This window comes from Lelliottia sp. RWM.1, assembly GCF_016859735.1.
GTDB lineage: Bacteria > Pseudomonadota > Gammaproteobacteria > Enterobacterales > Enterobacteriaceae > Enterobacter.
Genome location: NZ_WLVC01000028.1, coordinates 1 through 25,960 on the forward strand (window position 1 = coordinate 1; position 25,960 = coordinate 25,960).

Sequence of the window (25,960 nt, forward strand, 5' to 3'; positions counted from 1 at the left end):
CGCTTACCGCTCATGGGCACCTCTCTTTAAGTCATCTTAAATGACTCTGAGGTGTCTGTTAAACCCGTGGCGATTCATGAGTCTGGTTGCTGCCAGCTATATGGGGATTGTGATTAATAAGATTTTCAGAGCCATCTGCGGCCCTTTAGGAGGCATTATTACCACCTACAGCCGCATTAAATCGCCTACACGCGTGATTCAAATCCTCTCTGTTGTCAGCATTATGGCGTTAGTGGCGTTGCTTGCTACCAATAACAACCCGCAATCTGTTGCTATCGGTATTGGGCTGATTTTACTCCTGGCGTTTACCTGTTATGCCTCTCGCGGTCTCTATTTTGCTTGCCCTGGCGAGGCCCGGACACCCGGTTACATCATGGGCACAACAGTAGGTATCTGTTCAGTCATTGGTTTTCTTCCCGACGTATTCGTCTACCCCATTGTCGGATACTGGCAAGACTCGTTACCGGCAACTGAAGCCTATCGCAACATGTGGCTGATGGGGCTTGCCGCCGTTTGCATGGTTGTTGTGTTCACCTTTTTATTGTTCCGAAAAATTCGTGAGACCGACACACAATCCAAAAATAAAACCTCACTCGCCACGGAAGTCTCGGGCAGCGGGTCGTGATCAACACATGGAGAATGATGATGTCTAAGAAATATATCATTGGTATTGATGGCGGAAGTCAAAGCACAAAAGTCGTGATGTACGACCTCGAAGGGAACGTGGTGTGTGAAGGAAAAGGCCTGCTGCAACCAATGCACACGCCTGATGCCAACACGGCAGAACATCCTGACGATGATTTATGGACGTCCCTGTGCGCAGCCGGGCAAGACCTGATGCGCAAGTTCACCGGCAACGTGGGCGATATTGTGGGTATCGGTCTTGGCTCAATCCGCTGCTGTCGGGCATTACTGAAGGCCGACGGGACGCCTGCGGCTCCCCTGATTAGCTGGCAGGATGCTCGTGTCACCAGGCCCTATGAACACACGAATCCTGATGTAGCCTACGTCACCTCGTTCTCAGGCTATTTATCTCATCGTCTCACCGGTGAGTTAAAAGATAATATCGGCAACTACTTTGGCCAGTGGCCGGTGAATTTTAAAACCTGGACGTGGACTGAGGATGATAAGGTTCTCAGCCAGTTTGGTATCCCGCGAGACATGCTGTTCGATGTGCAGATGCCTGGCACAGTATTGGGTTACATCACAAAAGAGGCATGCCGGCTGACGGGTTTCCCTGAAGGACTTCCCGTGGTGTGCAGCACCAGTGATAAAGCAGTTGAAGCGCTGGGAGCAGGGTTGCTTGATGATGACACCGTGGTTATTTCTCTTGGAACCTACATCGCATTGATGACCAGTGGAAAAACACTGCCTAAAGATCCAACCTGGTATTGGCCAATCATGTCTTCCATTCCTGAAACCCTTTTGTATGAGGGATACGGCATTCGAAAAGGCATGTGGACGGTGAGCTGGTTACGAGACATGCTCGGTGAATCCTTAATTCAGGATGCTCAATCTCAGGGGCTTTCTCCTGAAGATTTATTAAACCACAAAGCCGCGGACGTCCCGCCAGGCTGTGAGGGTTTAATGACTATTCTGGACTGGCTAACCAATCCGTGGGAACCCTACAAACGCGGAATTATGATTGGGTTTAATTCCAGCATGAACTACGCCTGGATGTATCGCTCCATTCTGGAAAGCATCGCGCTAACGTTAAAAAACAACTACGACAACATGTGTAGTGAAATGCACCACCAGGCAAAACATCTCATCATCACAGGCGGAGGATCAAACAGCGATTTGTTTATGCAGATCTTCGCTGATGTCTTTAATTTACCCGCAAGACGAAATGTGATTAATGGTTGTGCAAGCCTGGGAGCCGCAATCAATACCGCTGTCGGACTGGGTTTGTATCCGTCCTACAAAGAAGCGGTGGAGAAAATGGTGAGGATGAAAGATCTCTTCGCCCCTGTGGAAGCGCATGCCAAACGCTACGAAACCATGAACAGCGGTATTTTCAGAGATCTGACAAAACAGACGGACCCGATTCTGAAGAAATCCTATGAAGTATTTCAGGGTGATTTGAATAAAATTGATGCAATTCAGAGCTGGTCAAATGCTTAGGTAGAAAGGTAAAGGGCCGGAGACAAGCTCCGGCCCTTTCAATGGATCAGGCAATATTCAGATATTTGTGCGTCTGCATCGACAAGCGCCAGTTGCGGGCAATACAGGTTTCAATGCACAGACGCGTTGCATCGTCTTTCTGGCTAATCGGCTGCAGGGCAATAATGCGCTGTTTATCATCAGATAATGTCGCCAGCAGTTCATCCAGCGCTTCGATATCGCGCATACGACCAACCGGATGCTTGATCTCATCAGCCCGTTCCAGCGCCTGAGATAACACATCATATCCGCCACGCATGTTCACTTTTGGTGATACGGTCACCCAGGTTGTATGGGAGCAGCGTACTTCGTGCGTACCACTGGTTTCAATCTGGCAGCTATACCCGTTCTTTTCGAGCAGTTCGGTCAGCGGCGTCAAATCATGGATGCAGGGTTCACCCCCGGTAATCACCACATGGCGAGCCGTCCAGCCCTGACGACCAATGATAGCCAACAGATCTTCCGCGGTTCCCGCGCCCCATTTATCACTCTCTTTGGTTTTTGCCAGAATGCTAAACAGCGACACTTCCCGATCTGCGAGTTTATCCCACGTATGTTTGGTATCACACCAGGCACAGCCAACCGGGCATCCCTGTAAACGAATAAAAATAGCGGGAACGCCGGTAAAGTAACCCTCGCCTTGCAGGGTCTGGAACATCTCGTTAATCGGGTACTGCATAGTCATCTCAGTTAGGGGGATAAACGATAAGTATCGCAGATCCCCGTCTGAGGATCATGCTCCATCGATGCTTTGGTGGCTGATTGCCGCGATAAAACGCCCGGTGATCTGTTGTGGACGAGTAATTGCGCCGCCAACAACAACCATATGTGCGCCCATTTCAAGGCATCTCGCTGCCCGTTCAGGCGTATCAACGTTCCCTTCAGCCACCACAGGGATCGAGACGGCTGCCAGCACCTCTTGCAGAAAAGCGCCGTCATTTTCGGGCAAGGTGTGCCCCGCCGTCTCTGCGGTATAGCCGTAAAGCGTTGTCCCTATGCAATCAAACCCAAGTTTCTGTGCCGTGATGGCCTCTTCAACAGTGGCAATATCAGCCATAAGCAGAATCGAGGGATAACGGTGGCGAATTTGCCCAACCAGCACGTCTAACGTTTGTCCACCTGGCCGCGGACGTGCCGTCGCATCAAGAGCAATGATCTCCGGCGATACGCTCATCAACTCGTCCACCTCTTTCATGGTGGCGGTAATAAACACATCGCTATCCGGATAATCACGTTTGATGATACCGATCACGGGTAGCGAGACCTGCTGTTTAATCGCGTCAATATCCACCACACTATTTGCACGAATCGCGGCAGCTCCCCCCTGCGCCGCCGCCAGTGCCATCCGTGACATGATAAACGGACTGTGAAGCGGTTCATTTTCCAGCGCCTGACAGGAGACGACCAATTTGCCTTTCAGGTGATTCAGTACTGTTTTCATTACGATAAGATCTCTTCAACTTCGTTTTTGATAATAGTGACGTGCGGCCCGTAGATTACCTGAACGCCATTGCCGCGCAGGATGACGCCTCGCGCCCCGGTCGCTTTCAGTGCAGATTCATTCACTTTGCTGCCATCTTTCACCGTCACGCGTAAACGCGTAGCGCAGCAATCCACTTCATCGAGATTGTCTTTCCCGCCAAGCCCAGCAATCACCGCCGCTGCCCGCTCACTTTGTGGAAGTGAGTTTTCCACTGCGACGTCTTTCTCACGCCCCGGGGTCAGGTAGCCAAATCGGTTAATCAGGTAACGGAAAGTAAAGTAGTAGAGGAAGAACCACGGCACGCCGACCAACGGGACATACATCCAGTGAGTTTTTGCTTCACCCTGCAATACGCCAAACAGAATGAAATCGATGAATCCGCCAGAAAACGTCTGACCAATAGTGATGTGCAGAATGTGGGCAAGCATGAACGCCAGACCATCAAAGAAAGCATGGATGACATACAGCACCGGAGCGACAAACAGGAACGAGAACTCGATAGGTTCAGTGATCCCCGTCAGGAATGAGGTCAGCGCCGCGGAGAGAAGAAGCCCGGCCACGCGCTTTTTATTCTCCGGTTTTGCCGTGTGATACATCGCCAGACATGCCCCAAGCAGGCCAAACATCATGGTGATAAAGCGTCCGGACATAAAACGCGATGTGCCGATATAGAACTGCTGAGTATGAGGATCGGCCAGTTGAGCAAAGAAGATCCGCTGGGTCCCTTCAACCAGTTGACCATTCACAAGTTCACTGCCGCCCAGAGCGGTTGTCCAGAATGGGAGATAGAAGATGTGATGTAAGCCGAATGGACCCAGCATACGCAGAATAAAACCGTAGAGTAGCGTACCCAGATAACCGGTTGCATCCACCAGTCCTCCCAGACCAAAAATCAGTTTCTGGAAATGCGGCCAAACTACCGTCATCACCGCACCAACAACGATAGCGGCAAGTGAACAGATAATTGGCACAAAGCGTGAGCCACCGAAGAAACCGAGGAACTGAGGTAACGCAATTTTGTTAAACCGATGATGCAACGCGCAGGTCACAAGGCCTATCACTACACCACCAAACACACCGGTCTCTAACGTCTGAATACCTAGCGTCATCCCCTGCCCCACGGAACCAGGGTTCTCATGGGCCAGTTTCCCCGTCAGGATCAACAAGGCATTCAATGGTGGCATTCATCACCAGAAACGCGAGCAATGCCGATAACCCGGCAGTTCCTTTGTCGGTTTTCGCCAGCCCTACCGCCACACCCACAGCGAAGAGCACAGAGAGGTTGGCAAAGACAATCGCCCCCGCACTGCTCATGATCGTGAAAATGGCCTGTAACCAACCCACATCTAAAAACGGATACGCCGTTAACGTATTGGGATTAGATAACGCGCCACCAATCCCCAGCAATAAGCCCGCCGCAGGCAATACCGCGATCGGCAACATAAACGATTTACCAAAACGTTGTGCCTTCTCAAACCATGCCCCCGAAGAGGTTCCACTGAACATGTGCATCATTTTTTCATTCCCTCCGCCAATTGATGAAAATTTTTACCATATTAATATTTAAATGTGAAAATTATCACCAACAACCTGGAGGTTGATCATACTTTTTTAAAATGACTGGCATCTCTCCCCCGCTTTCCGCCACACTATCCGGCAGGGAAACGCATTAAGGATCTTGCATGTCAGAAAATGAAAATCTGCTGCTGAGGCTGCGGCAGGGCGTCTCTGGATACAGCCCAACGCAACAAAAGCTGGGAGAGTTTGTGCTAAACGATCCAGCCAGGGTGCTCTACCTGACGATTACTGAGCTGGCGCGCGAAAGCGATACCAGCGAAGCCAGCGTGACACGTCTGTGCCGTGCGCTAGGTTGTAAGGGATATAACGAGTTTAAAATGGCGCTGGCGCTGGATATTCAGCAAGGGCAACCCGCTCGCCAGAATGGTGATGAAATCGATAATGTCGTCGACGAATCGGTACAAGCCCTGCTGGACACCGCAAAGCTGCTCGACAGGGCACTTCTGGCGAACGCCGCTTTGGCTCTGCATCAGGCACAATCCATTCAGATTTACGGCGTAGCAGCCAGTGCGATCCTGGGCGAATATTTGCACTATAAGCTGCTGCGTCTTGGCAAGCCGGTACAGCTTTTCAGTGATATGCACCGGGCCGCCATGAATGCCGCTACGCTCCCAAAAACCTCTCTGGTCGTGGCCATTTCCAGTTCGGGTTCGACGCGGGATTTACTGCATGTTGTTAAGCTGGCGCGCAAGCGAGGGGTTCCGGTGCTGGCGCTGAGTAATACGCCACGTAGCCCGTTGGCTTCACTGTGCGATATCCAGTTAGTTGCAGCAAAACCGGAAGGACCGCTGAGTGCCGGAGCATTGAATGCGAAAGTGGGGGTGATGTTATTGGTGGAGCTACTCACCACGTCGCTGATCGCGCTTGATAGCCATTACAGCGATATCAATCAGCAAACTGCCAGTGCAACACTGCCATTGTTATTATAATTATTACTTAGCAGGCTATTTTTATAGCCTGCTACGTTATAACCTTATACATGTAAAGCGTTTCACTTTAGGATAATGACGTTATTCATAGTCTGAATTAATGGTGTAACAAGTCATTTTATTTCTTACATTTTGAATCAATTCAACATTACAGTGAGTTTTTATAAAATGCATAAAAAACAACATATTAAATATTAAAAATAATTAAATTGAATTTTACATCGTACTTAACTGTCGAATATCTTCTCCCGATTTTCTTACCTTAAAATAAGCTTAAGATACAGCGCAACGTGCCCTTTCCTTATTTAAACGCCGTTTACTTTTCCCCGCCTACAATCCGCCTAATCTATCATCATGAGACAGTATCCATGAATACGTTATTCATTACGGGTGTGACCGGATTTCTTGGCGGAGCAGTACTAGAAAAAATACTTACCAGCGATCAACCAGTAAATTTGTTACTTCTGGTACGAGCCAGCAACCGAGAGAAAGGGCTTGAGCGCGTCAAAGAAAATATGCGCAAATTCAATGTTAATGAGGATCAGCTGGCGGTACTGAAGCCGGACAATATTATCATCGGCGATCTCGGTAATACCGATGCCTTCCTGAACGATCCGCGCCTGGACCAGGTGACCCACGCACTTAACTGTGCTGCCGTGGCCTCTTTTGGTAATAACCCTCTCATCTGGAAAGTGAACGTGGAAGGCACACTGGCGCTGGCCCGCAGAATGGAGCAGGTTGCAGGTTTACAGCGTTTCCTGCATGTAGGAACCGCGATGTCATGTACACCAGAGCAAGATTCACTGGTGGCGGAAAGTGCTGAATTCAGGGAAAACGCTGAGCACCTGGTGGAGTATACGTACTCTAAATCCACCATCGAGCAACTGATGCGCCAGCATTGTCCGCAGTTACCCCTGCTGATTGCCCGTCCGTCAATCGTGGTCGGCCATACCCGCCACGGATGTGAACCTTCAAGCAGTATTTTCTGGGTCTTCAGTATGGGCCTAATGCTGCAAAAATTTATGTGCTCAATGGAAGATAGAATCGATGTGGTTCCCGTGGACTACTGTGCTGATGCGCTGTTAATGCTGCTGGAAAGCAAAGCAAGCCAGGGTGAAGTGGTACATATTTCTGCCGGTGAAGAGAACAGCGTTCGGTTTGCTGATATTGATAAGGCGATGGCTCAGGCTCTGGAGAAAGCGCCTGTAGGGGATAAATATGCCCAGGTGAGCTATGGAACACTGGTCAAAATGCGTCGCGAATTGAAGGATATCTTCGGTCCTTGCAACGAACGTCTGATGCTGAAGGCAATGCGTTTGTACGGTGCGTTTGCCACGCTGAACGTACGTTTCAGTAATGATAAGCTGCTGAGTATGGGAATGCCAAAACCGCCCCGCTTTACGGACTACATCGCACGCTGTGTGCAGACGACACAGGGTCTGACAATTCCCGAACAGATGGCCGTTGATTTCAAATAGCCAAAAAAATGCCAGTCGAATGACTGGCATTTTCATTTCAAGGGCTTAAGCGATTACGCCTGGCCTTTGATCTCTTTACGACCGTTGTATGGTGCTTTTTCGCCCAGAGCTTCTTCGATACGAATCAGCTGGTTGTATTTAGCAACACGGTCAGAACGGCTCATAGAACCTGTTTTGATCTGGCCTGCAGCAGTACCAACAGCCAGGTCAGCGATGGTAGCGTCTTCAGTTTCGCCAGAACGGTGAGAGATAACGGCAGTATAGCCAGCATCTTTCGCCATTTTGATCGCTGCCAGAGTTTCGGTCAGAGAACCGATCTGGTTGAATTTGATCAGGATGGAGTTAACGATGCCTTTGTCGATACCTTCTTTCAGGATCTTGGTGTTGGTTACGAACAGATCGTCACCAACCAGCTGGATTTTGTCGCCCAGTACTTTGGTCTGGTATGCGAAACCAGCCCAGTCAGATTCGTCCAGACCATCTTCGATGGACACGATCGGATACTGTTTGGTCAGGTCTTCCAGGAAGTGAGTGAATTCTTCAGAGGTGAATGCTTTGTTGCCTTCGCCAGCCAGGACGTATTTACCGTCTTTGTAGAATTCAGATGCTGCACAGTCCATCGCCAGAGTGATGTCTTTGCCCAGCTCATAGCCAGCAGCTTTAACAGCTTCAGCAATTACAGCCAGTGCTTCTGCGTTAGAGCCCAGGTTTGGCGCATAGCCACCTTCGTCACCAACAGCAGTGTTCATACCTTTAGCTTTCAGAACTTTAGCCAGGTTGTGGAACACTTCAGAACCCATACGTACGGCTTCTTTCAGGGATTTCGCGCCAACTGGCTGAATCATGAATTCCTGAATATCGACGTTGTTATCTGCGTGCTCACCACCGTTGATGATGTTCATCATTGGTACTGGCATGGAGTATTTGCCTGGAGTGCCGTTCAGTTCAGCGATGTGCTCGAACAGTGGCTGGCCTTTTGCAGCAGCTGCTGCTTTGGCGTTTGCCAGAGAAACTGCCAGGATTGCGTTCGCACCGAAGTTAGATTTGTTTTCAGTACCGTCCAGATCGATCATGATCTTGTCGATGCCAGCCTGGTCTTTGGCATCTTTGCCAAGGATTGCCTGAGCAATAGGACCGTTTACAGCGCCAACAGCTTTCAGTACGCCTTTGCCCATGAAACGGGATTTGTCGCCATCGCGCAGTTCCAGCGCTTCGCGGGAACCAGTAGAAGCACCTGACGGAGCAGCAGCCATACCAACGAAACCACCTTCCAGGTGAACTTCGGCTTCAACGGTCGGGTTACCACGGGAGTCGATGATTTCACGACCGATGACTTTAACGATTTTGGACATTAGATTTTCCTCAGTACAAGTTAAACTAAAACTCCAGACAAACAACGCGTACCAAAGGTACGCGTTGCCGTTCTAACTTTTTTTACTTCGCCTGACGCTTCTGGTACTCGCTGGCAGCCTTCACAAAGCCTGCAAACAGCGGATGCCCATCACGCGGCGTTGAAGTAAATTCCGGGTGGAATTGACAGGCGACGAACCAAGGGTGGTTTGGCACCTCAATGATCTCGACTAACTGATCATCCCCGGAGCGGCCCGCAATACGCAGACCCGCAGCTTCAATTTGTTTCAACAGCATGTTGTTGACTTCGTAACGATGACGATGGCGTTCAGTGATAACTGGCGCGCCATACATCTTACGAACCAGGCTATCGTCAGATACCTGGCAAGCCTGAGCACCAAGACGCATCGTGCCACCCAGATCGCTTTTCTCAGTACGGACTTCAACATTACCGTCTTCGTCACGCCATTCGGTGATAAGCGCCACAACAGGGTACTTACAGTCTGGCACAAATTCCGTCGAGTTGGCGTTTTCCATCCCGACGACATTGCGCGCAAACTCGATCAGCGCAACCTGCATACCCAGGCAAATACCCAGATATGGAATATTGTTTTCACGCGCATAGCGTGCAGTTGCGATTTTACCTTCTACACCACGGTAGCCAAAGCCGCCAGGGATCAGAATCGCATCCAGATCTTTCAGAATTTCAACGCCACGCGTTTCAACATCCTGCGAGTCAATCAGCTTGATGTTAACGGAGACGCGGTTCTTCAGACCACCGTGTTTCAGCGCTTCAATAACTGACTTATAGGCATCCGGCAGTTCAATGTACTTGCCGACCATACCGATAGTCACTTCGCCTGCCGGGTTCGCTTCTTCGTAGATAACCTGTTCCCATTCGGACAGATTTGCTTCCGGGCAGTTCAAGCTGAATCGTTTACAAATATAATCGTCCAGCCCCTGTGATTTCAACAGGCCTGGAATTTTATAAATGGAATCGACGTCTTTCATTGAAATAACGGCTTTTTCTGGCACGTTACAGAACAATGCAATTTTTGCACGTTCGTTCGCCGGAACCGGGCGATCGGAACGACAAACCAGGATGTCAGGCTGAATACCGATGGAAAGCAGCTCTTTCACAGAGTGCTGAGTCGGTTTGGTTTTCACTTCACCTGCAGCGGCCATGTAAGGCACAAGCGTCAGGTGCATGAACAGGGCATGTTCACGACCAATATCAACAGCCAGTTGGCGAATCGCTTCAAGGAATGGCAGGGATTCGATATCCCCCACAGTACCGCCGATTTCGACCAGGACAACATCATGTCCTTCACCACCCGCAATAATGCGCTCTTTAATCGCATTCGTGATGTGTGGGATAACCTGAACCGTTGCACCCAGATAATCACCACGACGCTCTTTACGCAGAACATCGGAGTAAATACGGCCTGTCGTAAAGTTATTGCGACGGGTCATTTTGGTGCGAATGAAACGCTCGTAGTGGCCAAGATCCAGATCGGTTTCAGCGCCGTCTTCAGTAACGAACACTTCCCCGTGTTGGATTGGACTCATGGTACCAGGATCGACGTTAATATACGGATCCAGTTTCATCATGGTCACATTGAGGCCACGGGCTTCAAGAATGGCTGCGAGGGAGGCTGCGGCAATGCCTTTACCCAGAGAGGATACGACCCCGCCGGTCACAAAAATATAGTTCGTTGTCATGCTGAACCTGAGAAGTTAGGGTGAAACGATGGAATAACCAAGACGGGAAAGTAGTATACCCGAACACGGCGAGCGCCACAAACTTTCATTCTCCGTCTCCATTCCAGGCCATGACAAACATAAGGAGTGAGAAAATAGCCCCTTTTGGGTAAATGTTTTTGACGCAAATCAAGCGCTTGTCATTTAAAAAATCACACAAATTGCGCTTGATCGCAAAAATCCGTTAGAGATCATATTCCTGGCGTTTTACTTCCTGCCAGACTTCTTCCATCACATCAAGGTCTACCCCCGTCATTTCCAGGCCTCTCGAGGCAACAATCCGCTCAACTTCGCGAAAACGACGTTCAAACTTAAGGTTGGCTTTTTGCAGAGCGGTTTCCGCTTTTACACCTAAATGGCGCGAAAGGTTGACCGTCGCAAACAGTAAATCGCCCACCTCTTCTTCAAGCCTGGCTTCATCGATAACCGCCTGCTGTGCTTCGTGCATCACTTCGTCGATCTCTTCATGGACTTTATCCAGCACCGGGCCGAGTGATGTCCAGTCAAAGCCTACCGCAGAGCACCGCTTCTGGATTTTATGCGCACGCATAAGCGCAGGCAGGTTCAGGGGAATATCATCCAGCGCTGAATGCTGAGACTTTTCAGCCCGTTCAGTACTTTTAATTTGTTCCCAGCGCGCCAGTACTTCAGCACTGTTTTCAGCCGTGGCATCACCGAAAATATGCGGATGACGACGCTCCAGCTTGTCGCTAATCGCCGCACAGATGTCATCAAAATTAAAACGCCCCTCTTCCTGAGCCATCTGCGCATAGAACACGACCTGGAACAGCAGGTCGCCCAGTTCACCTCTCAGGTCGTCAAAATCTTCACGCGATATAGCATCCAGCACTTCGTAAGTCTCTTCGAGGGTATAAGGCGCAATGGTAGAGAATGTCTGCTCTTTATCCCACGGACAGCCGTTTTCAGGGTCACGCAGGCGTTTCATAATGCCGAGCAGGCGGTCTATCTGGGTCATGAAAAATCCTTGAGATACATCCCCTCTCCGTTCAGAGAGGGGAAAAAGAGATGTTAATCTTAGCCGCCGTGAAGACGACGCGCATCAATCACATCTGGCACCTGGTTCAGTTTGCCCAGCACACGGCCCAGCACCTGCAGGTTATAGATTTCGATAGTCATGTCGATTGTGGCAAGTTGTTCGCGCGTATCGCTACGGCTGGCGACACCCAGCACATTCACTTTCTCGTTGGCGAGAATGGTCGTGATATCGCGCAGCAAACCGCTGCGGTCGTTGGCCGTGACACGCACTACCAGCGAGTACCCGGCAGAGTAACTTTCGCCCCAAACCGCATCAACCACTCGCTCTGGCGCATGGGATTGCAACTCTGCGAGTTGGTCGCAGTCAGCACGGTGAATCGAGATGCCGCGCCCCTGGGTGATAAAACCAACAATGTCATCGCCAGGGATAGGCTGACAGCAGCGAGCGATATGGTGCATCAGGTTGCCGACCCCTTCCACAACAACACGGCCGTTATCTTTGCTACGTTGTTGCGGAGCATAGGTTTTCTGCTGAAGCTGTTTCAACGCCGCAGCATCTTGCTCTGCCGCACTTGGCTTGTTGAACTGCCCTTGCAGGAAATTGACCATCTGATTGAGGCGGATATCGCCGCCGCCAATTGCCGCCAACAGCTCGTCAAGCTCGTTGAAGTTGTAGCGCGGCAGCAGATGTTTTTCCGCCTCTTTCAGGCTAATACCAATATGCTCCAGCTCATCATCAAGGATCTGACGCCCAGCAAGGATGTTTTTGTCGCGATCCTGTTTGCGGAACCAGGCATGGATTTTTGAGCGTCCGCGACTGGTCGTGACATATCCCAGGTTTGGGTTCAGCCAGTCACGGCTTGGGTTCGGCTGTTTCTGGGTGATGATTTCAATCTGATCGCCCATCTGCAATTGATAGGTGAAAGGTACAATTCGCCCACCAATTTTCGCGCCAATACAACGATGCCCGACATCGCTGTGGATATGATATGCAAAATCGAGCGGCGTCGATCCTGCAGGCAGGTCAACAACATCGCCTTTTGGCGTAAACACGTACACCCTGTCATCAAAGACCTGACTACGGACTTCATCAAGCATCTCGCCAGAGTCAGCCATCTCCTCCTGCCACGCAATCAGCTTACGCAGCCAGGCGATACGATCTTCATGACCAGAGCGCACGCCGCCGGACGTACCTTCTTTGTACTTCCAGTGCGCGGCTACACCCAGCTCAGCATCTTCATGCATTTGTCTGGTGCGGATCTGGATCTCAACGGTCTTGCCGCCAGGGCCCAGTACAACGGTATGGATCGACTGATAGCCGTTAGGTTTGGGGTTTGCAACATAGTCATCAAACTCATCAGGCAGGTGGCGAAAATGAGTATGGACGATACCGAGCGCGGCATAACAGTCCTGCAAACGCTCCGCCACGATACGTACCGCACGTACATCAAACAACTCATCAAAAGTGAGGTGTTTTTTCTGCATTTTGCGCCAGATGCTGTAGATATGCTTTGGACGACCATACACTTCAGCCCGCACATTCTCTTCTTTCATCGACTGACGCAAGCCACCAACAAACTCGTCGATGTAGTGTTCTCTGTCGATACGACGTTCGTGCAGTAATTTGGCTATTCGCTTGTATTCATCCGGATGCAAATAACGGAAGCAGTAATCTTCAAGCTCCCATTTCAGTTGCCCAATCCCTAATCGGTTCGCCAGAGGCGCATAGATATTGGTACATTCTTTGGCAGCCAGAACACGTTCATCTTCTGGGGCATCCTTCACTTCGCGCAAGTGGGCAATACGCTCTGCCAACTTAATGACGACGCAACGGAAATCATCCACCATTGCCAGCAACATGCGACGGACATTATCAACCTGTTCCGATGAAACAGAATCGGTCTGTGCCGCTTTGAGCTGACGAATAGCCGCCATATCCCTCACGCCATGGATCAGGGCGACAACGGATTTACCGACGCTTTCGCGTAAGACATCCTCGCTAACCACTTCGGCATCCGCCAACGGGAATAACAGCGCTGCCTGTAGCGTTTCGAGATCCATGTTCAGCATGGACAAAATTTCGACCATCTCGATGCCGCGCCACAACAGTAAATCAGCATCAGCATGGCCCTGCGTCGTTCGCAGACAATATGCCCAGGTTTCGGTTAAGCGTTCACACGACTGCTGGCTGGAAATTCCCAGACTTGCGATCCATTTTTGTGGGTCAAACTCACCAGCTTTATTAAGATGTGCACTTCTTACCGCAACCATCGTCCTCTCCTTTAGGGACCAGGGCCTGTCGAAGTCGACAAGCCGAACTAATTAGATGTGCTCGAACAACACCATTGATTCCAGATGCCCAGTGTGCGGGAACATGTCCAACATTGCCAGACGCTGAATCTGGTAACCCGCATCGATCAATGCTTCGCTATCTCTGGCAAGAGTCGCTGGATTACAGGAAACATAGACCACACGTTTGGGCGCGAGTTTAATAATATGTTGCATAACACCCGGCGCACCAGCACGCGCCGGATCGAGCAGAATTTTGTCAAAACCCTGTTTTGCCCAGGGCTGTTGCGTGACATCTTCTTCGAGATTCTGATGAAAAAATGTCACATTGTGCAACGCATTCTGTTGTGCATTCTCCTGCCCTTTAGCCACCAGCGCCTCGACACCTTCGACACCGACGACACTTGATGCTTTCATCGCTAACGGCAGCGTAAAATTCCCCATACCGCAGAACAGATCGAGCACCCGGTCAGTAGGTTGTATATCCAGCCACGCGAGTGCGTTTTCTATCATTTTCTGATTAACGCCATCATTCACCTGGATGAAATCGCGCGGGCTGAACGTTAAGCGTAGCCCGTTTGCTACATACCAGGGAGACTCTCCCGTAACCTGTTCAAGTATCTCGCTTTGTGGCGCAAGGAAAAGCGCAAGCTCGTGGGAATGCGAAAAGCGTTCCAGTTTTTCTCTGTCTTTTGCCGACAGGGGTGCAGTATGGCGAAGCACCATCAGCGGACCATTGTTGGCCAGTACCAGTTCGACATGGCCCAGATGGCGCACACCATCCAGCGCAGACAAACACGCGCGTATCTCCGGGAGCAATGCACCAAGTTGGGGCATCAAAACAGGGCACTGCGTGATATTCACAATATCGCTGGAACTGGTTTTACGAAATCCCATCTCCAGTTGCTGCGTTTTGGGCTGATAGTTAAGGCTCAACCGCGCCCGGCGGCGGTAACCCCAGGGGGTATCACCAATGATGTCGTTAACGTCATGTTTGAGTAAACGCGCCAGCGCACTGCTCTTGCTTTTTTGCTGCAACGCTACACTGGCATGTTGTTGCTGACATCCACCACAAACCCCAAAATGTGGGCAACGCGGCATAACACGTTCAGGGCTATCATTAAGACGTCGTTTAACCTGACCACGTGCATACTGGCGTTTGTCTTCCGTCAGCGTAATTTCTGCTCGTTCGGTTGGCAGCAAACCTGTTATAAACAAGGCTTTACCATTATGACGTGCAACCCCCTGACCAAAGGGATCGAGGTCTGTGGCTTCAACAGTTATGATCTGACGCGTCGTCACGCGTCGCTTTGCAGAGTAGAATTGCGCCATCGCCGAGATTTTTCTCAAATAAACATAATGACCCTAATTGTCCCATAACGGAACTCCATGACCAACTACAGCCTGCGTGCGCGCATGATGATTTTGATTCTCGCCCCCACCGTTCTTATCGGTTTGCTGTTGAGTATCTTCTTTGTGGTGCACCGCTATAACGATTTGCAGAGGCAACTGGAAGATGCCGGAGCCAGCATTATCGAACCGCTGGCAGTCTCCAGTGAGTATGGGATGAATTTGCAGAACCGCGAATCAATTGGTCAGCTAATCAGCGTGTTACACCGCCGCCATTCTGAAATTGTGCGGGCTATTTCCGTCTACGATGAACACAACCGCTTGTTTGTGACCTCGAATTTTCATCTTGATCCAGGCGAGCTGAAAATTCCTGACGGTACACCTTTCCCGCGCCGTCTCAGCGTAGTAAGGCGTGGCGATATTATGATCCTGCGCACCCCGATTATTTCCGAAAGCTATTCACCTGATGAATCAGCCATCTCCGATGCCAAATCCAGTAACAACATGCTGGGGTATGTGGCACTCGAACTGGATCTCAAATCAGTCAGGCTCCAGCAGTACAAAGAGATTTTCATTTCCGGTGTGATGATGCTGTTTTGTATCGGCATTGCCTTAATTTTCGGCTGGCGCTTAATGCGTGACGTAACGGGACCAATCCGCAACATGGTGAACACCGTTGACCGCATTCGACGGGGGCAGCTCGATAGCCGCGTGGAAGGCTTTATGTTGGGCGAGCTGGATATGCTGAAAAATGGCATTAACTCGATGGCCATGTCGCTGGCAGCCTACCATGAAGAGATGCAGCACAACGTCGATCAGGCCACGTCTGACCTGCGCGAAACGCTGGAGCAGATGGAGATTCAGAACGTCGAGCTGGATCTGGCGAAAAAGCGCGCCCAGGAGGCCGCTCGCATTAAATCTGAGTTTCTGGCAAACATGTCTCACGAACTGCGAACGCCACTGAATGGCGTAATTGGTTTTACCCGTCTGACGCTCAAAAGCGAACTTAACCCAACTCAGCGCGATCACCTGCACACCATTGAACGTTCGGCCAACAACCTGCTGGCGATCATCAACGACGTGCTGGACTTCTCCAAGCTGGAAGCCGGTAAGCTGCTTCTGGAAAGTATTCCTTTCCCACTTCGCAGTACGCTGGATGAAGTGGTAACGCTCCTCGCGCACTCTTCCCATGATAAGGGGCTTGAGCTGACGCTTAATATCAAAAACGACGTTCCTGACAATGTGATCGGCGATCCGTTACGTCTGCAACAGGTCATCACTAACCTGGTTGGTAATGCGATTAAATTCACCGAGAGCGGCAACATTGACGTTCTGGTAGAAAAACGTGCCATCAGTAATAACAACGTGCAGATAGAAGTTCAGATCCGAGACACCGGCATTGGGATCCCGGAACGCGACCAGTCACGCCTTTTCCAGGCTTTCCGTCAGGCCGATGCCAGCATCTCACGCCGCCACGGAGGAACGGGATTAGGGCTGGTGATCACGCAAAAGCTGGTGAAAGAGATGGGGGGAGATATCTCCTTCCATAGCCAGCCAAACCGCGGATCAACATTCTGGTTCCACATTAACCTCGATCTTAACCCGAACGTTCTGACCGATGGCCCAATGACCGATTGCCTCAAAGGTAAGCGTCTGGCCTACGTTGAGCCTAACGCTGCGGCGGCACAAAGTACGCTGGATGTGTTAAGCACCACACCACTGGAAGTTATCTATAGTCCAACTTTCTCTGCCCTGGCTGTCGATCATTACGATATTTTGCTGATGGGGATCCCGGTGACCTTCACCGGAGAACTGAGCATGCAACAGGAGCGGCTTGCAAAAGCGGCTTCAATGACCGATTACCTGCTGTTGGCACTGCCATGCCACGCTCAAATTAACGCAGAAGAGCTGAAAAATGACGGCGCTGCGGCGTGTCTTCTCAAACCACTGACCTCCACGCGACTGTTACCGGCCTTAACTGAATATTGCCGTATAAGCCATTACGCCCTGCCGTTAGCCAATGATGAGCATAAGCTGCCTATGACGGTGATGGCCGTGGATGACAATCCTGCAAATCTTAAACTCATTGGCGTACTCCTCGACGATCAGGTGCAGCATATTGAGTTATGTTCCAGCGGCGCTCAAGCCGTCGAGCAGGCAAAACAGATGCAGTTCGATCTTATCCTGATGGATATTCAAATGCCGGGTATGGACGGTATCCGTGCCTGCGAACTGATCCGCCAGCTTCCCCATCAGCAGCAGACTCCCGTTATTGCCGTAACCGCACATGCGATGGCCGGTCAGAGAGAGAAACTCCTGAGCGCCGGAATGAACGATTATCTGGCAAAACCGATCGACGAAGAGAAACTGCACAACCTGCTGTTACGTTATAAGCCAGGACATATCGGCGGAGCAGTTGTTACACAGCCTGAATCGCCAGAGATCAGCATCAATCCAAACGTTACATTCGACTGGCAACTGGCACTCCGCCAGGCGGCCGGTAAACCTGATTTGGCACGTGATATGCTGCAAATGCTGGTCGCCTTCCTGCCGGAAATCCGTAACAAAGTTGAAGAACAACTGGTGGGAGAAAACCCTGAAGATTTACTGGATGCTATCCACAAACTGCACGGTAGCTGTGGTTACAGTGGCGTACCACGGTTGAAAAACCTCTGTCAGTTGCTGGAACAGCAGCTTCGCGCCGGTACGCCGGAGTCTGAACTGGAACCGGAGTTTCTTGAGTTGCTGGATGAGATGGATAACGTCGCGCGGGAAGCGGCCCGGATCCCTGGCGGCTAAAATCCGGTGGCGTGAGCACTTACCGGGCCTACGAGTGCATGAACGCAGGCCCGGTAAAGCGAAACCGTACCGGCAATTCCAGCTAAGATCCCAGCCCTATTTTCAAGGCTGCAGCAATATTCCTCGCAGCCATCTGGACATTTTGCTGTGCGTTATCCAGCGCATCTTCCAGCGAGCAAATGGAATAAATCACGCTAAACACGGCATCGATGCCGTGGTCATGCACAATCCCAACATCTGCCGTCAGGCTACCTGCAATCCCAATAACCGGTTTGTTGTAGCGCTTAGCAATTTTCGCCACGCCCACCGGGACTTTACCGTGGATTGTCTGGCTGTCGATTCGCCCTTCACCAGTAATCACCAGATCAGCATCAACCACCTGTTCATCCAGATGCAGCGCATCCGTCACAATCTCGATGCCTTGACGCAACTGTGCTCCGCAAAACGCATACAGCGCCGCCCCCATACCGCCAGCAGCACCACCCCCGGCCAGATTCAGCACATCGATATCCAGATCCCGGGCAATAATTCTCGCGTAGTGGGCAAGCCCGTTGTCCAGGGATTCGATCATCTCAGGCGTTGCGCCTTTTTGTGGCCCGAATACCGCCGATGCCCCCTCTTTTCCGACTAACGGATTCGTGACATCGCAAGCAACCTCAATCCGGCAGGCTGTCAGACGCTTATCCAGACCGCTTAAATCAATATGCGCCAGATTTTCCAGCACCTCTCCGCCCTGGCCGATAGCCTGCTCTTTTGCATCCAGCAGTTTCGCCCCCAGCGCTTGTACCATCCCCGCCCCGCCGTCATTGGTTGCACTGCCGCCAATACCAATGATGATATGTTTAACGCCCGCATCCAGCGCATGGCGGATGAGTTCACCGGTTCCCCAGGAGGTTGTTTTTAACGGGTTTCGCTGCGAAGGGGGGACCAGTTCCAGGCCACTCGCGGCGGCCATTTCAATAAAGGCGCTTTGTTCATCGCCAGATAGCCCATAAAAACCATCAACACGCTCACCCAGCGGTCCCGTAACCGGAACATGGATAATTCGCCCATGCGTTGCGGCAACCATGGCTTCCACCGTACCTTCACCACCATCGGCAACCGGCAATTTAACGTAATCCGCCGATGGGAAGACTTCGCGAAACCCCTGCTCTATCGCTGTCGCCACCTCAAGCGCACTCAAACTTTCCTTATATGAGTCCGGTGCGATAACAATTTTCATAAGCCATCCTTACGCATGTTAACTACGTTAAGCATACACCCGCCCAGCTTGCGAAAATGCCGATTCCCGCAGGAACCGGCAATACACTTAACGCACCATGCAAGGGCGTTTGTTGTTAAAGGTCCAGTTCGGGATCAAATACTGCATTGCCATTGCATCGTCGCGCGCTCCCAGGCCGTGTTTCTGATACAACTCATGCGCTTTCATGACCTGATCCATATCCAGCTCAACACCCAGTCCTGGAGCGGCCGGAACCTGCACCATGCCGCCTTTGATTTCAAACGGCTGTTTGGTCAGACGCTGGTTGCCCTCCTGCCAGATCCAGTGGGTATCGATAGCGGTAATGTTGCCAGGTGCAGCAGCAGCGACATGGGTGAACATCGCCAGAGAAATATCGAAGTGGTTATTCGAGTGAGAACCCCAGGTCAGGCCAAACTCATGACACATCTGCGCCACGCGAACCGAGCCCTGCATCGTCCAGAAATGCGGGTCAGCCAGCGGAATATCAACAGACTGCAGAGACAACGTATGGCCCATCTGACGCCAGTCGGTAGCAATCATATTAGTGGCCGTTGGCAAGCCAGTCGCGCGACGGAATTCCGCCATCACTTCACGCCCGGAGAACCCTTGCTCCGCCCCACACGGATCTTCCGCATAAGCCAGCACGCCTTTTAGCTGTTTGCCAATTTTAATCGCTTCGTCAAGCGACCACGCTCCGTTTGGATCCAGCGTGACACGCGCCTGCGGGAAACGTTTTGCCAGCGCAGAAATCGCTTCGGCTTCCTCAGCCCCCGCCAGCACTCCCCCCTTCAATTTAAAATCATTAAAGCCGTATTTTTCATAAGCGGCTTCCGCCAGGCGCACAACGGCATCCGGCGTCATCGCCTCTTCATGGCGCAGACGATACCAGTCGCACTGTTCATCAGGCTGGCTTTGATACGACAGCGGCGTCAGTTTGCGGTTGCCCACAAAGAACAGGTATCCCAACATTTCGACTTCGCTACGCTGCTGACCTTCCCCCAGCAGCGACGCCACGTTAACGCCCAGATGTTGGCCTAAGAGATCCAGCATTGCCGCTTCAATGCCTGTCACGACGTGAATCGTGGTGCGCAGGTCAAAAGTCTGCAAGCCACGCCCACCGGCATCGCGGTCAGCGAAGTTACTGCGCACGCTATTCAGGATGTTTTTATATTCACCCAGCGTTTTGCCAACAACGAATGGAATAGCCTCTTCCAGCGTGTTGCGGATCTTCTCGCCGCCCGGGATTTCACCCACACCGGTATGCCCGGAGTTGTCCTTAATAATGACAATATTACGGGTAAAGAAGGGGGCATGTGCGCCACTCAGGTTCATCAACATGCTGTCATAACCCGCAACCGGAATGATCTGCATGGAAGTAACAACAGGTGTAGAAAATGTGTTCATCGTGCAATCCTTTTATCAGTGACGTCCAAAAACAGGGCGTTTACGGTCAAATGTCCAGCCGGGAATGAGATACTGCATCGGGCCTGCGTCATTACGCGCACCACCTGGTAGCTTTTTATATGCCTCATGCGCTTTATGGACCTGATCCCAGTCAAGCTCCACACCCAGCCCAGGTGCATCGGGTACGGCGATTTTGCCGTTTTTTATCTCCAACGGATTTTTCGTCAGACGGGCTTCCCCTTCCTGCCAGATCCAGTGTGTATCAATGGCGGTCGGTGTTCCTGGCGCAGCGGCCCCAACATGAGTGAACATCGCCAGCGAAATGTCGAAGTGGTTATTGGAGTGGCAACCCCAGGTCAGCCCCCAGTCATCGCAAAGCTGCGCGACACGCACTGCGCCGGAAAGCGTCCAGAAATGCGGGTCGGCCAGCGGGATATCCACAGCGTTGAGCATCACCGCATGACCCATTTCGCGCCAGTTGGTGGCGATCATATTGGTCGCCACTGGCAACCCGGTCGCCCGACGAAATTCCGCCATCACTTCCCGTCCGGAGAAGCCCTGCTCTGCACCACAGGGATCTTCCGCGTAAGTCAGCACATCGCCCAGTCCTTTACACAAGGCAATAGCCTCATCCAGCAACCATGCACCATTGGGATCGACGGTGATGCGCGCATCAGGAAAACGTTTTTTCAACGCGCGCGCACTTTCGATCTCTTGTTCGCCTGGCAACACGCCGCCTTTCAGCTTGAAATCTTTAAAACCGTAGCGATCCTGCGCAGCTTCCGCCAGCCGAACGACCGCCTCGCTGGAGAGCGCCTCCTGATGGCGCAGCTGATACCATTCGTGATGGCCTGGCGAGCGTTCAAGATAAGGCAGATCGGTTTTGTTACGGTCGCCGAGGTAGAACAGATAACCCAGAACCGTTACCGCATCGCGCTGTTTACCGGGCCCCAGCAGTTCGCACACCGGCACATTCAGAGCCTTACCCAGTAAATCGAGTAACGCAGCTTCCAGCGCCGCAACGGCATTCACGCGCAGTTCAAATGTCCAGGCACCTTTGCCAAAAGTATCAAAGTCAGCTGACTGGTTGCCTTTGTGCACCCGCTGAACCACTTTATTCAGGCGAGCCACTTCCTGGCCCACAACCAGTGGAATAGCATCCACCAGCGTCTGGTAAATCACCTCTCCGCCAGGCGCTTCACCTACGCCCGTGTTTCCGGCGTTGTCGGTAAGTACCACAATATTACGGGTGAACCAGGCGTTATGTGCCCCGCCAATGTTGAGTAGCATACTGTCTTGCCCGGCTACCGGGATGACCTGCATCTCAACGATCACGGGACTTGATTGCGTCGTCATCATCAGCGCTCCATCACAGGTTTGAGTTCGATACGTTTAATATCACCCACCAGAACCAGGTAGCTCAGTACTGCCACGAGGGCATGAACTCCCACATAAATCAGTGCGCCGTTAAACGATCCGGTTGTACCCACGATGTAGCCGATGGCTATTGGCGTGACAATGCCGGAGATGTTACCGAACATATTGAACAACCCGCCGCTCAGGCCACTGATCTCTTTTGGCGCGGTATCTGCCATCACCGCCCAGCCCAGTGCGCCAATGCCTTTGCCAAAGAAGGCCATCGCCATAAAGCCGATGATCATCCACTCAGCACTTACGTAGTTACAGAACACCATTGTCATCGAGAGCAACATCCCGAGCACAATCGGTGTTTTACGGGCGATGTTCAATGAGCCCGTGCGACGCATCAGCCAGTCGGAAATCACCCCACCTAACACGCCCCCCACAAAACCGCACACCGCCGGGATAGAAGCAACAAAGCCAGCTTTCAGGATCGACATCCCGCGCGCCTGCACCAGGTAGACCGGGAACCAGGTAATAAAGAAATAGGTTAAGGCGTTAATACAGTATTGGCCCAGATAGATGCCAATCATCATGCGTGAACCCACGAGTTGCCTGATCTGCGCCCATTTCTGGCCGAACGGCACTTTTGCTTTGGTCGCTTTCTGATCCATGTTGATCAGCGCTCCACCTTCAGCAATATACTCCAGCTCTTTTTTGTTCACGCCTGGATGTTGGTTCGGTTCGTGGATCACTTTCAGCCAGATAAAACTGATAACGATCCCAAGCCCGCCCATAAAGAAGAAGACATGTGACCAGCCCACTTCATGCGTCAGCCAGCCCATAATGGGTGCGAAGATAACCGTGGCAAAGTACTGTGCAGAGTTAAAAATTGCGACTGCCGTTCCTCTCTCCTGCGCCGGGAACCAGGCGGCAACAATGCGACTATTACCCGGGAAAGAAGGTGCTTCAGCTAACCCCACCAGGAAGCGCAAGGTAAAGAGCGCAATGATGATGCCAAACCCGCTGAAGATATCGACGAACCCCTGTAACAGGGTAAACATCGACCAGATAAAGATGGACCAGAAATAGACGCGTTTGGAGCCGAAGCGGTCAAGCAGCCAGCCGCCGGGAATTTGGCCAATAACATAGGCCCATGAAAATGCGGAGAAAACGTAACCCATGCCAACCGCATCAAGCCCGATATCTTTTGCCATTTCTGAACCGGCAATCGACAGCGTGGCGCGGTCACCATAGTTAAAGGATGTGACGATAAACAACATCACCACTATCCAGTAGCGAGCATTGGTACGCTTTTCAGCGCTGCTCGCCGCGTGGCTTAATGTACTCATTGTTGCACTCCTGAATCATAGCTTTCGCCTGGTCCATTCTGTACAGCACCTGTAGGGTAATCAGAATGTGAGGTTAGTGTTTGGCAGTTTTGGTACGGCGTAGTGCCGTTTTATAGTGAAACACTGCCTTTTTTGGTAACTGACGGAAAAAGTATATGAAGGAGTGACTCTTTCGCTCACCGTGCATGAACACAACATTAAAAGAAGTGAGAGAGGTTGTTTGGGGCAAAAGCCCAAAGGAATGGGGGGGACTTCACGGAAATGATGATTTTGAGAGATCTGTCTCACCGGGTGGCGGGTGACGCCATACCCGGCCGACAAAGCCCGTAAGCTCGCGCAAGCGAAGCACCGCCGGGCATTATGTTATTTCAGCAGTGTTGCCCAGTGCTCAACCCAGGGATTGGATTCGCTTTCAGGCTCGGGATGCTCGCCCGCATCGATAAGCAGCATGTCGCCTACGCGCTGCGCGCTTTGCTCCTGAAGGAGTGCATCGAACTGCTTCCCACCGCCGCAGAAGTTGGCGTATGAACTGTCACCCAAAGCAATAATGCCGTAGTGAACATCAGGCTGATAGCCGAGCTGATCTTTGATGCCCTGGAAAAGAGGCACAATGCTGTCCGGCAGATCACCCTGGCCTGTCGTCGAGGTCACGACCAGGATGTATTTATCTTTGTACTTTTCCCAATCAGTCAGTTCCGGGTCCTCGTAAACCGTGGCTTTATGGCCCTGGCTGGCGAGAATGGTTTCGGCTTCTTCCGCTACCAGCAGTGAGTTACCGTACATTGTGCCGACAAAAATTCCGACTTCAGCCATGCTTTGCTCCCTTCGTTTTTGCTATTGCTGTTCATCCTGGACGTTGCCTGACACAAACTCAACCCTTTCATTTTCGGGGAGTTGTCCCAGCCAGCCAAACTGTGACAGCGCCTGCATCCAGACCTCATCCAACCCCGCCCGAATCGTCAGGGGCTCTCCGGTGAAAGGGTGCGTCAGGCTGAGCTGGCTTGCATGCAACATCAGGCGATTGCAGCCAAAATGTTCCGCTGCGCTACGGTTCTGGCGTAAATCACCGTGCTTGCTGTCACCAATAATCGGGTGGCGAAGATGCGCAAGATGGCGTCGCAGCTGGTGTTTGCGCCCGGTTTTCGGCTCCAGCTCAACCAGGCCGTAACGTGTGGTTGGGAATTTACTGGTTGCAACGGGCATCTCTGTGGTTGCCAGACCACGATAATCCGTTACTGCAGGCTGCGGACCTTTATCATCGCGGGCAAATTTATCGGCGATTTTATCCAGCTCTTCAACCAGCGGGTAATCAAGTGTTGCGGCATCCATTAGCCAGCCACGCACAATGGCATGATAGCGTTTTTGGATCTGATGCTGTTCAAACTGTTGGGACAATAAACGCCCCGCTTCGCTTGATAACCCCATAAGGAGCACGCCGGACGTTGGCCTGTCCAGACGGTGGACGGTAAACACATGCTGGCCTATCTGGTCACGCACGGTTTGCATCACAACCACTTTTTCATCGCGATCCAGCCAGCTACGATGTACCAGCCAGCCCGAGGGTTTATTGACCGCAACCAACCACTCATCCTGGTAAAGAATTTCCAGCGTCATGCATTATCACCGGAAACAAGCGTATCCAGACGTTGTAACTCAACCAGGATCACTTCACGGGCAGGATGTGCAGCATCTACTGCCATTTCGTAGTAGGGTGCGATAGCAAAATTCTGGGGAAGTGGATGATGCCCATCAAGCAGGGCGTGCATACGTGGGATCAACACCCACTGTAACCACTCAAAAGGTTCCATGGCGTCCAGGCAGAAAGGCTGTGTACTGGCGAACGCCTCTGGCTGCGGTGAACTCTCTTGCCACACCTGATGCTGGCGCAATACTGCTTCGATGGCGTGCAACTGGGCACGTACGCTATCGTGATGCGTCATGAAAAACCTCGACCGAAAAACACAATGGCGCGCAGCATAACATTGCAGAACGGGAAATAAAAAAAGGGAGCACTGTAAAAACAGTGCTCCCGGTTCGTTTCGCAGCATTCCAGCTACAATTCGTGCTCCCTGCTCATCCATGACAACTTTTCCTGAAGCCCGAGGGCCTGGTCATCCTTAAACCGCTGCATCCTGCTCACATCATCCTGATGTGAATGTTTCATCCCGAAACGTCCTGGCCTTCCTGACCCACCAATCATCCTGACCGGCTCCCATTCTCCTTCCTGGAGGTGTCCCTTACGCGTCCTGCGTTATCCTTTTGCTTCATCCTGAAGCCTTCCTGTCGCGCCATCCCGACGTGTCCTGAGTGAGAAACGCCATCATCCTGATGTTCGTTTCTCGTGCCGGCTTCCTGTCGACAGAGATAGAATCCGCTATTCCGCTTCGTCTTACAACCCACTCCGTAAGCCATGTAAGCGTCTTATT

18 protein-coding genes and 2 pseudogenes are annotated in these 25,960 nt (G+C 51.6%); 5 read left to right on the forward strand and 15 right to left on the reverse strand.

Annotated elements, in window-relative coordinates:
- Positions 1-76 precede the first annotated feature (76 nt).
- Positions 77-625 (forward strand): annotated as a pseudogene (locus GF617_RS17870) (MFS transporter); the annotation flags it as partial.
- A 20-nt stretch (positions 626-645) separates the two neighbouring features.
- Positions 646-2,124: an FGGY-family carbohydrate kinase gene (locus tag GF617_RS17875; RefSeq protein ID WP_203452186.1), complete on the forward strand. Its 1,479-nt coding sequence runs from the start codon at positions 646-648 to the stop codon at positions 2,122-2,124.
- Between the two features lie 46 nt (positions 2,125-2,170).
- Here GF617_RS17875 and queE read toward each other — a convergent pair whose 3' ends face one another.
- The 3 genes and pseudogenes from queE to GF617_RS17890 form a co-directional block, all read right to left on the reverse strand.
- Positions 2,171-2,842, reverse strand: a complete 672-nt coding sequence (gene queE, locus GF617_RS17880; protein WP_181620577.1) for a 7-carboxy-7-deazaguanine synthase QueE — start codon at positions 2,840-2,842, stop codon at positions 2,171-2,173.
- 54 nt (positions 2,843-2,896) lie between these two features.
- Entirely contained in the window at positions 2,897-3,604 is a 708-nt protein-coding gene (locus GF617_RS17885; RefSeq protein WP_203452187.1) for an N-acetylmannosamine-6-phosphate 2-epimerase, read from the reverse strand.
- Positions 3,604-5,161: pseudogene (locus tag GF617_RS17890) on the reverse strand (PTS transporter subunit EIIC). The gene GF617_RS17885 and the pseudogene GF617_RS17890 overlap by 1 nt, the downstream one beginning before the upstream one ends.
- 167 nt (positions 5,162-5,328) lie before the next feature.
- Between GF617_RS17890 and GF617_RS17895 the strand changes: the two are divergent.
- Together GF617_RS17895 and GF617_RS17900 are read left to right on the forward strand one after the other, a co-directional pair.
- The gene (locus GF617_RS17895; RefSeq protein WP_203452188.1) at positions 5,329-6,153 is read left to right on the forward strand and encodes a MurR/RpiR family transcriptional regulator; all 825 of its coding nucleotides are present in this window, start codon (positions 5,329-5,331) and stop codon (positions 6,151-6,153) included.
- 368 nt (positions 6,154-6,521) lie between these two features.
- Positions 6,522-7,631 carry an SDR family oxidoreductase gene (locus GF617_RS17900; protein ID WP_181620581.1) on the forward strand — a complete coding sequence of 370 codons (1,110 nt, stop codon included), beginning with the start codon at positions 6,522-6,524 and terminating at the stop codon, positions 7,629-7,631.
- 53 nt (positions 7,632-7,684) lie between these two features.
- Here GF617_RS17900 and eno read toward each other — a convergent pair whose 3' ends face one another.
- The 5 genes from eno to rlmD form a co-directional block, all read right to left on the reverse strand.
- A complete protein-coding gene (gene eno, locus GF617_RS17905) occupies positions 7,685-8,983 on the reverse strand; it encodes a phosphopyruvate hydratase (protein WP_181620582.1) in 1,299 nt (432 codons plus the stop codon).
- Between the two features lie 82 nt (positions 8,984-9,065).
- On the reverse strand, positions 9,066-10,703 hold the full coding sequence (gene pyrG / locus GF617_RS17910) for a glutamine hydrolyzing CTP synthase (RefSeq protein ID WP_181620583.1): 1,638 nt from the start codon (positions 10,701-10,703) through the stop codon (positions 9,066-9,068).
- A gap of 223 nt (positions 10,704-10,926) precedes the next feature.
- Positions 10,927-11,718, reverse strand: coding sequence for a nucleoside triphosphate pyrophosphohydrolase (mazG, locus tag GF617_RS17915; protein WP_181620584.1), 792 nt, complete (start codon positions 11,716-11,718; stop codon positions 10,927-10,929).
- Positions 11,719-11,777: 59 nt separating this feature from the next.
- Positions 11,778-14,009: a GTP diphosphokinase gene (gene relA, locus GF617_RS17920; protein WP_181620585.1), complete on the reverse strand. Its 2,232-nt coding sequence runs from the start codon at positions 14,007-14,009 to the stop codon at positions 11,778-11,780.
- 51 nt (positions 14,010-14,060) lie between these two features.
- Positions 14,061-15,359, reverse strand: a complete 1,299-nt coding sequence (gene rlmD / locus GF617_RS17925; RefSeq protein WP_203452189.1) for a 23S rRNA (uracil(1939)-C(5))-methyltransferase RlmD — start codon at positions 15,357-15,359, stop codon at positions 14,061-14,063.
- A 57-nt stretch (positions 15,360-15,416) separates the two neighbouring features.
- On the opposite strand from rlmD, the gene barA reads away from it, so the two are divergent.
- Positions 15,417-18,176 (forward strand): two-component sensor histidine kinase BarA, encoded by a 2,760-nt coding sequence (gene barA, locus GF617_RS17930; protein WP_181620587.1) that lies wholly within the window; start codon positions 15,417-15,419, stop codon positions 18,174-18,176.
- Positions 18,177-18,258: 82 nt separating this feature from the next.
- Here the strand turns inward: barA and GF617_RS17935 are convergent, their stop codons facing one another.
- The 7 genes from GF617_RS17935 to GF617_RS17965 form a co-directional block, all read right to left on the reverse strand.
- The gene (locus tag GF617_RS17935) at positions 18,259-19,398 is read right to left on the reverse strand and encodes a glycerate kinase (RefSeq protein WP_203452190.1); all 1,140 of its coding nucleotides are present in this window, start codon (positions 19,396-19,398) and stop codon (positions 18,259-18,261) included.
- Between the two features lie 87 nt (positions 19,399-19,485).
- Positions 19,486-20,823, reverse strand: coding sequence for a glucarate dehydratase (gene gudD / locus GF617_RS17940; RefSeq protein ID WP_181620589.1), 1,338 nt, complete (start codon positions 20,821-20,823; stop codon positions 19,486-19,488).
- Between the two features lie 15 nt (positions 20,824-20,838).
- Complete coding sequence (locus GF617_RS17945) at positions 20,839-22,179, reverse strand: enolase C-terminal domain-like protein (RefSeq protein WP_181623823.1); 1,341 nt, start codon at positions 22,177-22,179, stop codon at positions 20,839-20,841.
- 2 nt (positions 22,180-22,181) lie between these two features.
- The gene (gudP, locus tag GF617_RS17950) at positions 22,182-23,534 is read right to left on the reverse strand and encodes a galactarate/glucarate/glycerate transporter GudP (protein ID WP_203452191.1); all 1,353 of its coding nucleotides are present in this window, start codon (positions 23,532-23,534) and stop codon (positions 22,182-22,184) included.
- 363 nt (positions 23,535-23,897) lie between these two features.
- Positions 23,898-24,347: a flavodoxin gene (locus tag GF617_RS17955; protein WP_181620591.1), complete on the reverse strand. Its 450-nt coding sequence runs from the start codon at positions 24,345-24,347 to the stop codon at positions 23,898-23,900.
- A 21-nt stretch (positions 24,348-24,368) separates the two neighbouring features.
- Complete coding sequence (gene truC, locus GF617_RS17960; RefSeq protein WP_181620592.1) at positions 24,369-25,148, reverse strand: tRNA pseudouridine(65) synthase TruC; 780 nt, start codon at positions 25,146-25,148, stop codon at positions 24,369-24,371.
- Positions 25,145-25,474 carry a YqcC family protein gene (locus GF617_RS17965; RefSeq protein ID WP_181620593.1) on the reverse strand — a complete coding sequence of 110 codons (330 nt, stop codon included), beginning with the start codon at positions 25,472-25,474 and terminating at the stop codon, positions 25,145-25,147. The genes truC and GF617_RS17965 overlap by 4 nt, the downstream gene beginning before the upstream one ends.
- Positions 25,475-25,960 lie beyond the last annotated feature (486 nt).

Bases quoted from the DNA above. Each gene is read 5' to 3' on its own strand.
- GF617_RS17875 (WP_203452186.1), top strand. From the start codon at position 646: ATGTCTAAGAAATATATCATTGGTATTGATGGCGGAAGTCAAAGCACA.
- queE (WP_181620577.1), bottom strand. From the start codon at position 2,842: ATGCAGTACCCGATTAACGAGATGTTCCAGACCCTGCAAGGCGAGGGT.
- GF617_RS17885 (WP_203452187.1), bottom strand. From the start codon at position 3,604: ATGAAAACAGTACTGAATCACCTGAAAGGCAAATTGGTCGTCTCCTGT.
- GF617_RS17895 (WP_203452188.1), top strand. From the start codon at position 5,329: ATGTCAGAAAATGAAAATCTGCTGCTGAGGCTGCGGCAGGGCGTCTCT.
- GF617_RS17900 (WP_181620581.1), top strand. From the start codon at position 6,522: ATGAATACGTTATTCATTACGGGTGTGACCGGATTTCTTGGCGGAGCA.
- eno (WP_181620582.1), bottom strand. From the start codon at position 8,983: ATGTCCAAAATCGTTAAAGTCATCGGTCGTGAAATCATCGACTCCCGT.
- pyrG (WP_181620583.1), bottom strand. From the start codon at position 10,703: ATGACAACGAACTATATTTTTGTGACCGGCGGGGTCGTATCCTCTCTG.
- mazG (WP_181620584.1), bottom strand. From the start codon at position 11,718: ATGACCCAGATAGACCGCCTGCTCGGCATTATGAAACGCCTGCGTGAC.
- relA (WP_181620585.1), bottom strand. From the start codon at position 14,009: ATGGTTGCGGTAAGAAGTGCACATCTTAATAAAGCTGGTGAGTTTGAC.
- rlmD (WP_203452189.1), bottom strand. From the start codon at position 15,359: ATGGCGCAATTCTACTCTGCAAAGCGACGCGTGACGACGCGTCAGATC.
- barA (WP_181620587.1), top strand. From the start codon at position 15,417: ATGACCAACTACAGCCTGCGTGCGCGCATGATGATTTTGATTCTCGCC.
- GF617_RS17935 (WP_203452190.1), bottom strand. From the start codon at position 19,398: ATGAAAATTGTTATCGCACCGGACTCATATAAGGAAAGTTTGAGTGCG.
- gudD (WP_181620589.1), bottom strand. From the start codon at position 20,823: ATGAACACATTTTCTACACCTGTTGTTACTTCCATGCAGATCATTCCG.
- GF617_RS17945 (WP_181623823.1), bottom strand. From the start codon at position 22,179: ATGACGACGCAATCAAGTCCCGTGATCGTTGAGATGCAGGTCATCCCG.
- gudP (WP_203452191.1), bottom strand. From the start codon at position 23,534: ATGAGTACATTAAGCCACGCGGCGAGCAGCGCTGAAAAGCGTACCAAT.
- GF617_RS17955 (WP_181620591.1), bottom strand. From the start codon at position 24,347: ATGGCTGAAGTCGGAATTTTTGTCGGCACAATGTACGGTAACTCACTG.
- truC (WP_181620592.1), bottom strand. From the start codon at position 25,148: ATGACGCTGGAAATTCTTTACCAGGATGAGTGGTTGGTTGCGGTCAAT.
- GF617_RS17965 (WP_181620593.1), bottom strand. From the start codon at position 25,474: ATGACGCATCACGATAGCGTACGTGCCCAGTTGCACGCCATCGAAGCA.